Consider the following 14924-nt stretch of genomic DNA (forward strand, 5'->3'; position numbering starts at 1 on the left):
TCCTGTCTTAAAATTCTGGACGTATAGCCTTTAAATGACTTTACAGCTTTGTGGATGCCAAACTGAGGATCTACTTCCAAAAGCATATGAACATGGTCTGGCATGATCTCCATTTCCAGGATGTCTACAGAAAGATTTGCAGCATACTCTGTGATCAGCTCCTTCAGCCGGACGTCCACACCGTTAATTAATACTTTTCGTCTATACTTTGGACACCATACTACATAGTATTTACAGGAATAGACGACATTGTTGTTTGATTTATATGTTGTGTTCATATTTGTATTATACTATAGTTCATTAGTTAATACAATTACTATTTTGTCCATCTTCAATTACTTGCATAAATTCGATGGACGCGTCTTATATCCCCATAGCTGAAGCAAGGGGTTTTACGACGCATTGGATAAATATTTAACAGCTGCTTCTTTTCACACCATTTCAGAAATTTTCTTAATTGGATCAAGCCGATATTCGCAACCTCGCCTGGAACTTACCTGATTCGGTTAAAACAATTCTATTTTTCCATATTCTCCGTCAAATCCCGGTTTCCGCACAACTTCACCTGCACGAAGCTGCCGGATGCCTTCCGCCAGAACTTCTCCACCGGCTTTTCGGATATCTTCCGGCGGAATCTCTCTCAATATGGTAAATTCCGCACCCAGTTTTTCAAGCAACGCCTCGTACTGTCCCTGAACTTTTTTGCTTGCCGTGGAAAATCCCACACATGCGGAGATCACCTCCGGCAGCGGCATCAGGCTTTCATATGGGCGGCCGCTTTCCGGCATGGCCGCTGAACTCTCGTCACGATCAGATAACTGCAGGATCCTGTGATCCACACCCATGGTCAGCTTCTTTCCGCAGACCGGGCAGATACCGTTATACATCTCTGATTCTTTCGGACTCAGGCACACGCCGCACTTCCGGTGCCCGTCGAAATGATATTTTCCCTCTTCCGGAAAAAATTCAATCGTCCCTTCAAGACCTTTTCCGTTCTGCACTGCATCCCACAATCCCTGATAGGAAAGCTCTATATCCAGAAGATCCGCTTCCCTTCCAAGCTTGGACGGTGAATGTGCATCCGAATGAGACACCAGCTGATAGCCATCCAGTGCCGATATCTGCCAGTTCATTGACGGATCTGAAGAAAGTCCTGTCTCCAGTGCATGGATGTAAGGTGTCAGTTCTTCAAAACAATCTTCTATGGTGTCAAATCCGGACTTTGCCCCAAACAGGGAAAAATGTGGGGTCCAGATATGCGCGGGGATATAGATACCCTCCTCACTGACCTCCAGCATCATTTCCAGAAGATCATGACAGGGCAGCCCCAAAATAGGACGTCCGTCTGAATGGATATTTCCAATCTTTTCCAACCTTGCGGCAAAAGCATCTGCCTCATCGAATCCCGGAAGCAGGATCAGGCTGTGCACCTTCCTGGTTTTTCCGCCTTTTTTATAGATGGAACTGATCTCACCGGACAATACAAACCTGGGTGCTTTTCCAGGATAGCGTGCCGCCTCCGGCAAAACATATTCATCTTTCAGCCGGAACAGTCCCTGTTCCGCAGGGATCAGCTTCGTCTTCAACTCCTGCCGCCAGATGGGATGTGTCATATCTCCGGTTCCAAGGAGTGTGATACCTTTTTTCCGCGCCCAGAGATCCAGCATCTCAGGCGTGCCATCTTTGCTGGTTGCCATGGAATATCTGGAATGTATGTGCAAGTCTGCGATCTGTTTCAAAATTTTTCCTCCTGTATCATCTTTTCCTCAGTCCACATGTACATCCTGTCTTTTTAACAAAAACGCAGACAAAGAAATTACCGTCTTCTTTGTCTGCCTGAATGACCGGATCGTATATAACTCACCAGAAATCCATCTGTAACATGATCAGATATCTTTATAATAAGCCGGTGAGATCACGTCATACTCCCTACAGGAGCATCCGTTCTCATAGCTGTCACAGCAGTCACAGTTGGAACAATACATATGCGCGTCATTAATATAAAATAAACCGCCGTACTGCATGGAAGTGCGCTGATTCTTGGATTTCTTTTTGCTGTTGTCGTAGTAGGCTCCGTTGGGGATCATCATATTCTCCGGGGAGAAGCTGCTGAAATCAAAGAAATGGGATTCCGTACCATGATGTGGTACCTTGATACACCAGTAATGCTCATGAAGCGGAATCCTGCCATCATAGTTTTCTGCGATCATCCTCATGTACTGTGGCTGTACATCTCCAGTAAACAGAAGGTTCAGCTCTCCGTCTCCGGTATTCTGAAATGCCAAACTGATCTTGTGGCGGAACTGGCGCAGAAAATGCCCCTGTTTTTCTGCACTTTCCAGAAGTGCCTGAAATTCTTCGGTTGCCTGTAATTCACGAAATTTCTTTTCCAGCTTTTCCGGTTTGAGGCGACGTGCTCTCTCTTTTTCGGCTTCTTCCGGAGTCTCTGCTGTATCCTCAGCTGCTGCGCCTGTATCTTCCATTATAAGCTCCAGCTTCTCCTGCGTATATCCTTCGGTTTCCCCACCAGGCTCTGTCTGTTCTGTCAAAGAGCGCCCGGATTCCTCTGTATCCTCTTCCACCAAAGATGCCTCAGACAGTGGAGCCGATTTCGGCTCTGCTTCCGGCGTCTCCTCTGTCATGGACAAAAACAGCTGACGTACCTCCTCCGCAATGTTCACAAGCTCGGTCATTGCATTTTCATGATTCTCGATCAGGGAATTAAATACATCCTCCGTTTCCCGGCTGACTTCACTGAGATCCGGCCAGAGCGCTGTATATTTTCCCTCAAACTCTGAGCCTCTGGATAAAAGGTCGATCTTTACCCTTCTGGCGCAAAGAGCTTCTGCAAGGGCAAAAAGGCTGACACGTCTTCCGGGAAGGCTGGCCTTTTTTGTCACATCCGCAAGGAGCAGAAGCGCCAGTGTGTATTTCATTTCCGGACCGGAAAATACATCCGGAAGATAGATCTTTTCAAATTCGTAAGCATCTCTTCGGTAACGCATCATATAAAGCAATCCGGAAACATGGTCCGGATGAAAATGTGTCAGAAGCAGATTTTTTTTGCGGATAGTAGTAAGGTCTGAGATGATCACATCAAAGACCTCTCTCCGTGGCCGCCCTTCGATCTTGCTGTTGGCTGCCCCGAAATCCACAAGCAGGCTGCTTTTTCTGTCACGGATACAGAAACAGTCCCCGAACCCCACATTGTACATTCGTATTCTCATTTATTTTTCCTCTGGTTTCTTATTCAGCTGACCTTCGTTTCTGCAGCTGACTCTTCTTTTTTCTTCTGTTACTGTCTTCATTTCTCAGAACCAGATCTGCATATCATACCAGGTTGCTCCGCCATGACAGGAATCTGCCACACCCAGCTTCTTCAGTCCGTGGCTCTCATAGAATGGGATCATATGCTCCTTGCAGGTAAGGATCAGGGCTCTTTTTCCGCGCTCTTTCGCAAGCTCCTTGAAATATTCCACAAGCTCTCCGGCGATCCCCTGATGACGGTATTCCGGGATCACATTCAGTCCGAATACCGTCTGGATCTCCCCGTCCTTTCTGTGAAGAGTGATATCATGATAAAATTCATCCGGGAGTACTGGTTTATCTGTGGTTCCTCCGTTGATAAAACCTACGATCTGCTCATCCTTTACTGCTACAACGAAATTCTCCGGGAATGCTCCCATACGCTTCACAACTTCCTCATGACTTGCTGCCTCCGCAGGTGGAAAACAGATTGCCTCGATCTCTGCCAGACGATCCGCCTCACCGGGATCTGACAGTCTGATCTGTAAATTTTCTGCCATTTTTTGTGGTCTCCTCTATATTTATTCCGTTTTCATCCGGTTTCGATTCTTTTTTTAATTATATCGGGTGAGAGAAAATGCGTCAACGTAAAACCTGCAAAAAAGCCCTCAGTATTCGCACTACTGAGGGCTCCGCTCTTTTGTTTTTATCTGTCATTATTACAGTACCGACCGGATCAGCTGCTCCGTATACTCTGTCTTCGGATGCTCAATGATCTCTTCCGGTGTTCCTTCTTCTTCCACATGTCCGTCATGCATCACGATCACCCGGTCGCAGAACAGCTGGACAAGGGCCAGGTCATGACAGATAAAAAGAAAGGACAGCTGGTTTTCTTTTTTTAACTTCTGAAGCAGTTCCATGATCTGTTTCTGCACAGTCACATCCAGGGCGCTGGTTGCTTCATCACAGATCAGCACTCTGGGTTCCACAGCCAGGGCTCTGGCAATAGCCGCTCTCTGGCACTCCCCTCCGCTGACCTGATGGGGATACCGATCTGCATATTCCGGAGTCAGTCCGCAGGTAAGCAGAAGCTTTTCCACACGGTTCCTGGTTTCCTTCTTACTTATCCCCATATTCCGGAGACTTTCCCCGATTCCGTCCCCAAGAGTGCATCTGGGGTCAAAGGATTCTGCCGGTGTCTGAAAAACCATCTGCATTTCCCGGTAGATTTCCCGGAGATTTTTTCCCCTCGCATGTGTGATATCCTTTTCCATGAGAAAAATTTCTCCGGCTGTGGGTTCTGTCAGATGTGTGATCATCTTCGCCACAGTGCTTTTTCCTGAGCCGGATTCACCTACGATTCCTAATACTTCCCCCGTTTTCAGAGAAAAGCTTATGTCTTCTACAGCCGTGAAGGATTTTTTACCGGTGGTAAAGCTTTTTTTCAAATGATGCACTTCCAGAATGTTTTTGTTTTCTGTCATCATCTGCCTCCATTTCCGGTACCTGTACGTTTCAAACGAGGTACCGAACTCATGAGTTCTTTTGTATAAGGATCCTCCGGAGCTGTCAGAACCTGAGCTGTTTTTCCGTATTCCCTCACCTTTCCGTTTTTCAGTACCAGAACCTTATCTGCCATTTTTTCCACCACGCTGATGTTGTGTGTGACAACGATCATGGCTGTTCCGTATTCCTTGCGCATCAGCAGCATTTCCTCAACCACCTGCTTCTGTATGGTTACATCCAGAGCACTGGTAGGCTCATCTGCCAGAAGAAGCGACGGATTCTGCAGCATGGAAATACAGATTCCCACACGCTGATTCATACCGCCGGACAATTCAAATGGGTAGCTTTGCAAAACACGTTCCCCATCCTTGAGGCCGATCTTAGCCATCATCCTGACGGTGCGCTCTGCACACTCTTTACGGCTGATCCTTTCATGCTCCCGCATACTCTCATAAATCTGATCGCCCACGGTGCGGATGGGACAAAGGGCTGCTCCTGAATCCTGAAAGACCATGGCGATCTCAGGACCCAGAAGTCTGCGTAATTCTTTTTCCGGCATATCCACCACATTTTTTCCTTTGTACCAGATATCCCCTTCTGTCACCATGCCTTCATTTCCCAGAAGTCCCATGATTGCCTTGATGATGGTACTTTTTCCGCTTCCGGATTCACCTACCACCCCCAGGATCTCCCCTTTATTCAGTTTCAGATCCACATCATGTACAACCGGCTCTCCATTGTAGCAGATCGTCACATGCTCAAGCTTCAACAATGATTCCATCTTATTTCACTTCCAGATCTGCTGTGATCTCGTAATAATCACATGGATGAGCAGTCAGCCCTGATACATTTGACTTTGACACAAGTCCCATATTCAGATGAGAAACAAAGAAATACGCATCATCATCCAGAATGGTCTGCTGTGCGTCCACAGCAAGCTTGCTTCTCTCATCTGTATCAAAGGTCTCATGCAGCTTCGCCACGATATCATCAAGATCCGAATTGCTGTATTTGCCATAATTTTTGGCAGCATCAGATACAACTGTACTTGTGAAGAAATATTCCGGATCGCCGGTAGGTGCAGTTGTAAGCGAACTTACATATACATCAAATTCTCCGTTCTTCGCATATGTCGCATGGTCTGCTGTATTGTTAACATTGACCTCAATTCCAATGTCCTTTAAAGTGGACTGTGCATATTCTGCAAGCTTAGGCTGTTCCAGACGGGTTGGATAGGTCAGCCATGTGATGGACAGCTTCTTTCCGTCCTTATCTGCATAGCCATCTCCATCCGTATCTGTCCATCCGGATTCTTCCAGAAGCTTTTTCGCCTCTTCCGGATCGTAGGACGGTGCTTTCACCGCATCGTTTCCATAGGAAAAGCTACTTGGGAAGGCTCCCACTGCCGGAACACCTCGTCCCTCCATGATCACACTGCAGAAGCCATCCTTATCGATTCCCATCTCAATGGCTTTTCTCACATTCTGATCCTGCATCAGTTCAGATTTCATATTAAACTGTCCGAAGAAACAGCGGCTTGTTGCTACAGAGCTGATCTGATAGTCCGGATTTCCGTCAAAAAGTGCATAGTTATCATACTGAAGTCCATAGGTTCCCTGTATATCGCCTGTCTGCAATGCTGCTGTCAGGGCACTTCCATCTGAGAAGGATTTTACGATAACGTTGTCTGCCTTTACATCTCCGCCCCAGTAATCCTCGTTTTTTACCAGCTTGATCTCTGTTGGGGATACCTCTGTTGCAACATAGGGGCCTGTTCCTGCCACATTTGCAGAGCCACCCTCTCCCTGTACGCCATAATCCATATCAATGATGGCACCATACGGATCACCGAGATAATTGATCAGTGCCGGACATGGTTCGGAAGTATGGATCGTTACTGTCATTCCATCTGCTTCGATCTTATCGATCTTCATATCGTAAGGTGCACGGTCATGGTTTGCGATCAGATCCTCCAGGCACTCCTTTACCGCTTCTCCGTCCATGGTTCTTCCGCTGGAAAATTTCACACCGTCACGAAGAGTGATCTTTACTGTATTGTCGTCTGTAAATTCATAGTCTGTAGCAAGCCATGGCTCTAACTCCATGTTGTCATTGTACTTAAACAGTGTTTCTCCTACGCCATAACGAAGACAGCTCCATCCGGAATAATTGTCGTGAGGGTTTAATCCTGCATCTCCCATTTCTTCACTGTATCCGGTAGTTCCGTAAACAAAGGTAGTTCCTTCACTCTTTTCTTTGCTTTTTGCTGCTGCCGAAACTCCTGTCATGCTCATGACCATTGCCGCTGCAAGCACTGCTGCCAGAATCTTTTTCTTCATAATCTCTGCTCTCACTTTCTGTGTTATGTTTATTTATAAGTGCCTGTTATCCTCTTCTCCTGTTTCGTTCTTTCGGATCCATATAATCCCGGATCGTATCTCCCAGAAGATTAAAGATCATTACCGTAATAAAAATCGCCATTCCCGGCGCAAGTACCATCCACGGTGAAATCTGCAGCATACTTCTTCCATCGTTGATCATACTTCCCCATTCTGCCATTGGAGGCTTTACACCAAGTCCGAGAAAGGAAAGTCCTGCCAGCTCCATCATCATGGTTCCGATATCAAGAACTGACGTAACAAGTATGGGGCCTGCAATATTTGGAAGGATATGTTTGAGCAGAAGCTTTCCTGTACTGCTTCCGGAAAGCTTTGCCGCCATAAGATATGCAGAGTCCTTCTGAGTCAGAGTAAGCCCTCTGGCAAGTCTTGCAAACTTCGGCCAGCTGATCACCGCCAGGGCAATGATGGCATTCTGGATACCGCCTCCCAGAACACCTGCTACTGCCAGGGCAAATACCAGTCCCGGAAAAGCCAGGAACAGATCAGAGATACGCATCAGAACGGTATCGGCTTTGCCGCCCTTCCAGCCACAGAAAATACCAATAGCCGTTCCCACCACAGTGATCACCGCAACCAGGAGCAGCGTTGCATAAATACTGGTCGTGCTTCCTATGATCACACGGGAAAGCATATCTCTTCCATAACGGTCTGTCCCGAGCAGATGCTCCGGTCCCGGCGGTTTCTGGGCAAGTGCCAGATCCTGGGCATAAGGATCATAAGGGCAGAGATATTTTGCAAATGCCGCTACAAACAGAAGCAATGCTGTGAGCACAAGAAAAAAGACAAGCTTTGCTTTTGTATGATTTTTCCGGATCTTCTGTTTCCGGACTGTGATATTATTTTTTCCACTCATGCTCTGTCACCTCCAAGTCGTACTCTCGGATCCAGATAGTGGTAAATAATATCTGTCACCAGATTTACCAGAACATAAATAACCGCCATCCATGCCACATAAGCCTGGATGATCGGATAGTCACGCATGGTGATCGCATCTACCGCCAGTTTTCCGACACCATCCCACATAAAGATATTTTCCACAATGGCAGTTCCTCCCAGAAGATTGCCGATGGACAGAGCCAGCAGTGTGATGATCGTCAGCATGGAAGCCTTCATTACACTCTTCCAGATGATCACACGACTGCGGATCCCTCTTGCCCGCGCTCCGGTCACATAATCCTTATTCAGTTCTTCCAGAACCGTGGCACGCACCTGTCTGGTATATTTTGCAGCCATGGAAATCGCCAGTGTCAGTGTCGGCAAAATAATACTCTGTCCGAGATCTGTATTTGTGACTACCGGTAAAACGCCCAGCCTGATGGACAGAAAATACATCAGGACCATGGCAGCAAAAAAATTCGGCATGGAATTGCCGATAAAGCTTAAAAATCTTATCAGATAATCTACCCATTTGTTGTGCTTTACTGCTGACAGGATTCCCAACGGGATCGCAAGAACAATTGTAAGAAGGATCGATGACAGAGTCAGCATCATCGTTGCCGGAAGCTTTGAAATAAAGGTTTCATAAACATCTCTGTGAGACACATAGCTCTCTCCCATATCTCCGGTTGCCATTCCCGCAAACCAGGTGGCATATTGTACAAGGAATGGTTTATCAAGGCCATATTCTGCCTTTGCATTATCAATGACCTCCTGGGATACTGCAGAGCCTGTATTTTCATACATATAAGTTACTGCATCTCCGCCGGCAAGCCGCATCATGGCAAAAGAAAGAAATGTGATCCCGATCAGGACCGGGATCAGCTGCAGCAACCGTTTTATTATATATTTTCCCATATTTTCCTCTCCGCACTTTGTTTCTCAGTATTTCGAATAACAAAAGTTTAACAACACGGCTGTTCTGCCACAACCCCGGCGGGGGGATTTTATATATTCCATTTTGTCATGTATATACATTCCATTATGTTCTTATATTCTCACACAGTGACATGCGGATAATTCTTTCCAGCCCTCTCCAAGAGACTGTGGCTCTACATACTCGATCAGCCTTCGTTTTCTCTCTTCCAGCGGATCCGGGATATGGATCGCAGAAAGCAGGGACTGTGTATAAGGATGCTGCGGATTTTCAAAAAGCTCTTTTGTAGGTGCCATTTCTACCAGCTTTCCGTTTTTCATCACACCTGTTGTATCACTTAAAAAACGTACCATTGACAGATCATGGGCAATAAAAAGAAAAGAAAATCTTTTTTCCTGCTGAAGCTTTTTAAAAAGCATGACGATCTGTGCCTGGATAGAAATATCCAACGATGCGATCGGTTCATCTGCAATGATAAGACGTGGTTCCATGAGAAGGCTTCTTCCTATGGCAACTCTCTGTCTCTGTCCGCCGGAAAGCTCTCCCGGCTTTTTCGACAGAATGCTTTCATCCAGTCCTGTCTCCTTCAGGATTTCCCGAAGCCTGTTCTCCAACATTTCTCTGTCACGGATCCTGCGGCTGATCTTTACAGGCTCCAGCATGATCTGCCGTATGCTCATTCGGGGATTCAGTGCAGCGCCCGAATCCTGAAAGATCATCTGGATCTCAGTCTGCATTTTCTTTCGCATTCCGAAAGGATCCTTTTTATCCGGCACTCTTTCTCCCTGATAAAAGATCTCCCCGCCTGTAGGCCGGTAGATTCCTGCAAGCGTTCTGGCTGTCGTGGATTTCCCGCAGCCGGTCTCACCCACCAGCGCCATGATCTCACCTTCCCGGATACTGAAGGAAACATCATCCACTGCATGGATCGTATAATCGGAACGGATACGGAAATGCTGCTTCAGATTTCTGGCTTCGATCAGTACAGGCGCCTGTTTCTGTTCTGTTTTCTGTAAAAATGACGCTTCCTTTTTATCCATTTTCTGTTTACGACCGCTGTTTTCCTGTAATCTGTCCTTCAAAATGGAGGGCATTTCTATTTTCGGAGCTCTTTCATCCAGAAGCCATGTGGCTGCATAATGCGTATCACTGACTTTAAACATCGGAGGAGTCTGTTCATAATCGATTGCCAGCGCCTGGGGATTTCGAACGGCAAACGCATCTCCCGGCGGAGGATCCAAAAGAGAGGGCGGCATTCCGGGGATCGGATTCAGCTCCCCTTTTTCACCTGCAAATACAGGCAGAGAAGACAAAAGTCCCCAGGTATAAGGATGCCGGGGATCATAATAAACCTCTTCCGCTGTCCCGATCTCAATGATCTTTCCTGCATACATAACTGCAACTCTGTCTGCGATCCTTGCAACAGCTCCAAGATCATGAGATATGAACACAATACTGATCCCTGTTTTTTCTCTCAGCTCAAGAAGCAGATCCAGAATCTTTGCTTCCACGGTTGCATCCAGTGCTGTAGTCGCCTCATCGGCAAATAATATTTCCGGATCACAGGCCAGTGCAATAGCCAGAACACAACGCTGACGCATTCCACCGGAAAAAAAATGAGGCTGCAGGCCATAGCGCTGTTCTGCATCCGGAATTCCTACCAGCTTCAGCATTTCCACAGCTTTTTTTCTGGCCTCATCCCTGGATACTTTCTGATTTTTGATGATAGCCTCTGTGATCTGTTTGCCAACAGGGATCGTCGGATTCAGCGTCAGCATAGGGTCCTGGAACACCATGCTTACCTTACTTCCGCACAGCTTTTCCATTTTTTTTCTCTTATAAGCTGTGATATTCTCTCCGCAGAGACTGATCTCTCCGCTTTTTACATGTGCATTCGGTGGCAGAAGCTTCATCACACTACGGCACATAACGGTTTTTCCACATCCGGACTCACCTACGATACAAAGTATCTCTCCTTTTTTTACCGTGAGGTCAACATTCCGGACGGCCTGTACCTCGCCGTCCGGTGTGTCAAAGCTTACCGAATAGTTTTTTAATTCCAAAACTGTTTCCTGCATGATCTTTTCCTTATTTTGTAATGGTCCAGTCTTCAATATTCCACATAACACCTACGGAATGATGTCCCAGAACACGTGTGGTATCCAGTCCGTCAAGTCCGGAAACGCCTACATAATCTCCCTGGAGATAAGCAACCAGAAGGATTCCAGGTGCTTCGGCGTATGCCTTTTCGAATTCACCGTAAGCCTCTTTTCTGGCTTCCTCAGTCTCACCGTGACGGCCTTCCTCAAGATATTTGTCCACATCTGCATTGGAATAATGCATGTTATTTCCACTTGCGTCGGTTACAAAGTTTACATATGCCATATCCGGGTCAAACTGTGTTGAATAGCCTGCAAGGAATCCATTGTATCCTGCATCCCAGTCAAATTTGGTAACAAGCTTTACTTCCATTTCCACGCCAGCCTGCTTCAGCATATCAGACATGACATTGGCAATATCCACACGCTCTTCTTCGTAATCACGTACCTGGATGGTAAAGTGGAACTTCTGTCCGTTTCTCTCATAGATCCCATCATCACCTTTTTTCCATCCCAGCTCTTCCATCTTCTTTGCAAAGGTATCCAGATCATAGGAGTAGATATTGGCTTCCTTATCTGTTCCGAGAGGATTTCTCTGGATCGGGCTGTATGCCGCCTCTCCCTGTCCTGCAAGAACACCTGCAATAATGGAATCCTTATCCAGCGCATAATTCAGAACGCCGATGGAATCTCCGTTTTCCTTCCAGAAATCTGTGCTCATATCCATGGCAGCTCCACGGTAATCTGCTGTGGTGAACTCCCAATAATTATATCCGTCCTTATCCTTGAACTGAGAAGCATAGTTGGAATTCAGCCATGCAAGATCCGCCTCGCCGGACTGGAGCATGGTTGCCTTTGTAGTCTCATCCGATACTGTACGGTATACAACGGTTTCAATATTCGGAACCTTTCCGTAATAATCTTCATTTCGTTTCAGTGTGATCATTCCGCCGGTAGCATCCCAGTCTTCAAATTTATAACGACCTGTTCCCACCGGATTCTGATTAAAGGATGTAGTATTCACATCCTCTCCTTCCAGAAGATGCTCAGGAAGGATTCCCATGGTAAAGTAATCCAGCATGGCAGCATCATACTGATCCAGTGTAAAGATCACAGTCTGATCATCCGGTGCCTCAATACTTGTAATGTCCTGGTAATTGCTGGTGATACTGGCTCCCAGAGTTTCATCCTCTGTAAGCTCCTTATAGGTGTATACAACATCCTCTGCATTGAAATCTTCTCCATCATGCCACTTAACACCATCTCGAAGCTTAAAAGTATAGGTATTGGTATCCTTGTCAAAGGTATAGCTCTCTGCAAGATCCTCTACCGGCTTTCCATTGGCATCATATTTCATCAGTCCTGAAAAAATAAGATCCGGAAGCTCATCATGGTTATTCAGAAGGGGATTGATCGTACTTTCTGACTCACCTGCATATACCAGAGTTTTGTTTTCTTCTGCCGCAGCTACGGTTACCACACTGCCTGCAGTTGCTCCTGTACATGCTGCGGTCACTGCTGCCAGTGTTATCGCCGCATATTTTCTGCCATAGTTGATTCCTGTTCTCTTTTTCATTCTGTTTTCCTCATCTTTCTTTATTTTCAAACCGGTTATCCACACTTCGGAATGTTTTATCACGGTTTGCGTCCAAATATTTTTTCTGACTGCATCAGAGATTGCTGTAATGATTATTTACCTCACTTCTCACAAAGCTTCCCATACTGGTAATGCACATTAAAGTAATGACCAGAAAAACTCCCGGGATCACGATCACCCACCAGGTATTCATGATCAGTGCTTTATTTGCCAGCGAGAGCATACTTCCCCAGGAGACTACATCTGCCGGAAGCCCAAGTCCAAGAAAGCTTAAAGTAGATTCCATGGTAATACAGCTGCTTATCGAAGAGATCACCACAAACATGATCGCCGAAACAAAATTCGGTATCAGATGGTGATACATCACATATCCAAAACTTCCTCCGCAAAGTCTTGCATACATCACATAATCACTGTTCCTTATCTGCCGCACTTCACTTCTTACAATACGTGCCAGTGCAAACCACCCGGTAATACCGATGATCACAGATATGCTGATCACATCATCGGCCTGAATAACCGCAGACAGGATCAGAATCAGCAGAAGGGTCGGAATACTTCCGCACATTTCCGTAAACCGCATCATAACCGAATCTGCCTTTGGACCTGCTGTTCCGCTGATGCATCCGTAGGTAACACCGACCAGGGTAATGATCGCCGCACCCAGAAGTCCGATCACCAGAGAAACCCTTCCGCCATACCAGATCAGTGAATAAATATCTCTTCCAAGCGAATCCGTTCCAAAGATAAATTCTTTTCCCGGCGGTGTATTCAGATTCTGAAGATAAAAACCTGAGGGATCATGATTTGCCACAACATTCGCAAATACACAGCCCAAAACGATCAGAAAAAGCAGGAACAGGGAAAATACCGGTTTCCCCTTCAGCCTTTCCCGAAATGTTTTTTTCCGTTTTTCAGATTCATACTGCTTCCACCCGGCACCAACTACCTGAAAAAGCTCAGCTTCTGAAAGCTTCCGGTCAGCTACCATACCCTCACCTCCGAATCCTTCATTCTTGGATCGATCTCTTCATTGACAGTCTGTGCAACAAAGCTGCTTAAAAATACGATAAATCCCGTGATCAGCACATCGATCATCAGCAGATTATAATCATGATATTTTGCAGATTCCACTGCAAGGTTTCCAATTCCCGCATAATTGAAAACAGCTTCCACAGTTACAGTTCCACCGGTTACATGGGGTACCGAAACTGCCATGATACTCACGATCGTCGGCATTACATTTCGAAGACAATGCTTCCACAGGATCTTTCTTTTGGAAAGTCCCTTGGATCTGGCAAGAAGTACATAATCCTTCCGCACCTCATCCAGGAATTTGTTACGTATCATATATGCGTAATACCAGAGATGGCTGAAGATCATTACTACCAGCGGAAGGATCATATGCTTCATACGATTGCCGATACTATCTGCCATTCCCACATCATAGGCACCGCTGCTTGGGAACCATCCAAGATTTACACTGAAGATCAGGATCAGTACCACACCAAGCCAGAAAGCCGGCACATAATAGGCTGCTGTTCCGATCTTGCAGATCAGCCGGTCGATCCACTGATCCTCATGAAGCGTGCAGAATATGGCGATCAGAACTGCCAGTATAAAGATCACAATATAAGCAATTCCTCCCAGCACCAGAGTATTTCCGATCAGCGGTCTGATCACATTCATAACCGGCTGCCTGTATTTCAGCGACAATCCGAAATCACCATGGACTACGTTGGTAAACCACCTTACATACTGTACCCCGATCCCCTGATCCAGTCCCAGTCTCGTTCTGGCCGCAGCCACTTCCTCACTGGTCATCATTTCCAGGGAATCTCCGTAAAAGGACTGCAGGGGATCTCCCGGTGCCAGTCTCGCCAGCCAAAACACCACCACAGACAGCAGAAACATAACCACAGCAAGCAGAAGGATCCGCTTCAGGATCCGGATGACGAGTTTATTTTCTTTGTTCATAATTTTCCTTTCCCACTGCCCTTTACAGTTCAGACAGACATTCGCATTCCGCTCTGCTGCATGCTCATGAACACAAATTGTTGAGCGATTTGTGGTTACTGTTCACTCTGTTCTCAGTAACGATTTGTGTTCACATTTCAAAAGCAGTTATGGCATTCAAAACCATAACTGCTTTTGAAAGGGTCGTGTTATTATTCGACAAAACATTCGTATGCACAAATAGGAGTGCGCGGAGGTTATGTGCATCACAGTGTTTTTATATTCAGCACGCGGAGTGTGCTGCT

The 14924-nt window shown here is 46.3% G+C and carries 12 protein-coding genes and 1 pseudogene; all 13 read right to left on the minus strand.

The window, feature by feature from the left end; translation table 11 throughout:
• Positions 1-278 (minus strand): IS200/IS605 family transposase (gene tnpA / locus MUB50_RS15970; RefSeq protein ID WP_244791661.1); only part of this gene is annotated, 278 nt, incomplete at its 3' end.
• 231 nt (positions 279-509) lie between these two features.
• A pseudogene (locus tag MUB50_RS15975) lies at positions 510-1697 on the minus strand (endonuclease Q family protein); the annotation flags it as partial.
• 189 nt (positions 1698-1886) lie between these two features.
• Positions 1887-3227: an MBL fold metallo-hydrolase gene (locus MUB50_RS15980; RefSeq protein WP_244791663.1), complete on the minus strand. Its 1341-nt coding sequence runs from the start codon at positions 3225-3227 to the stop codon at positions 1887-1889.
• Between the two features lie 84 nt (positions 3228-3311).
• Complete coding sequence (locus tag MUB50_RS15985; protein ID WP_244791665.1) at positions 3312-3806, minus strand: GNAT family N-acetyltransferase; 495 nt, start codon at positions 3804-3806, stop codon at positions 3312-3314.
• Between the two features lie 159 nt (positions 3807-3965).
• Positions 3966-4730, minus strand: coding sequence for an ABC transporter ATP-binding protein (locus MUB50_RS15990; RefSeq protein ID WP_244791667.1), 765 nt, complete (start codon positions 4728-4730; stop codon positions 3966-3968).
• Positions 4730-5533, minus strand: a complete 804-nt coding sequence (locus tag MUB50_RS15995) for an ABC transporter ATP-binding protein (RefSeq protein WP_244791669.1) — start codon at positions 5531-5533, stop codon at positions 4730-4732. Before MUB50_RS15995 ends, MUB50_RS15990 begins: the two co-directional genes overlap by 1 nt.
• A 1-nt stretch (position 5534) precedes the next feature.
• Positions 5535-7091 carry an ABC transporter substrate-binding protein gene (locus MUB50_RS16000; RefSeq protein ID WP_244791671.1) on the minus strand — a complete coding sequence of 519 codons (1557 nt, stop codon included), beginning with the start codon at positions 7089-7091 and terminating at the stop codon, positions 5535-5537.
• 46 nt (positions 7092-7137) lie between these two features.
• Positions 7138-8007 (minus strand): nickel transporter permease, encoded by an 870-nt coding sequence (gene nikC, locus MUB50_RS16005; protein WP_110102741.1) that lies wholly within the window; start codon positions 8005-8007, stop codon positions 7138-7140.
• Positions 8004-8948, minus strand: coding sequence for a nickel ABC transporter permease (gene nikB / locus MUB50_RS16010; protein ID WP_244791673.1), 945 nt, complete (start codon positions 8946-8948; stop codon positions 8004-8006). Before nikB ends, nikC begins: the two co-directional genes overlap by 4 nt.
• 132 nt (positions 8949-9080) lie before the next feature.
• The gene (locus MUB50_RS16995) at positions 9081-11045 is read right to left on the minus strand and encodes a dipeptide ABC transporter ATP-binding protein (RefSeq protein WP_270609743.1); all 1965 of its coding nucleotides are present in this window, start codon (positions 11043-11045) and stop codon (positions 9081-9083) included.
• A gap of 10 nt (positions 11046-11055) precedes the next feature.
• Entirely contained in the window at positions 11056-12642 is a 1587-nt protein-coding gene (locus MUB50_RS16025; protein WP_244791675.1) for an ABC transporter substrate-binding protein, read from the minus strand.
• A 94-nt stretch (positions 12643-12736) separates the two neighbouring features.
• Positions 12737-13654 (minus strand): ABC transporter permease, encoded by a 918-nt coding sequence (locus MUB50_RS16030; RefSeq protein ID WP_244791677.1) that lies wholly within the window; start codon positions 13652-13654, stop codon positions 12737-12739.
• A complete protein-coding gene (locus MUB50_RS16035) occupies positions 13648-14640 on the minus strand; it encodes an ABC transporter permease (RefSeq protein ID WP_110102736.1) in 993 nt (330 codons plus the stop codon). The genes MUB50_RS16030 and MUB50_RS16035 overlap by 7 nt, the downstream gene beginning before the upstream one ends.
• Between the last annotated feature and the right edge of the window lie 284 nt (positions 14641-14924).

This window comes from Blautia sp. NSJ-140, assembly GCF_022868965.1.
Classification (GTDB): domain Bacteria; phylum Bacillota; class Clostridia; order Lachnospirales; family Lachnospiraceae; genus Blautia_A.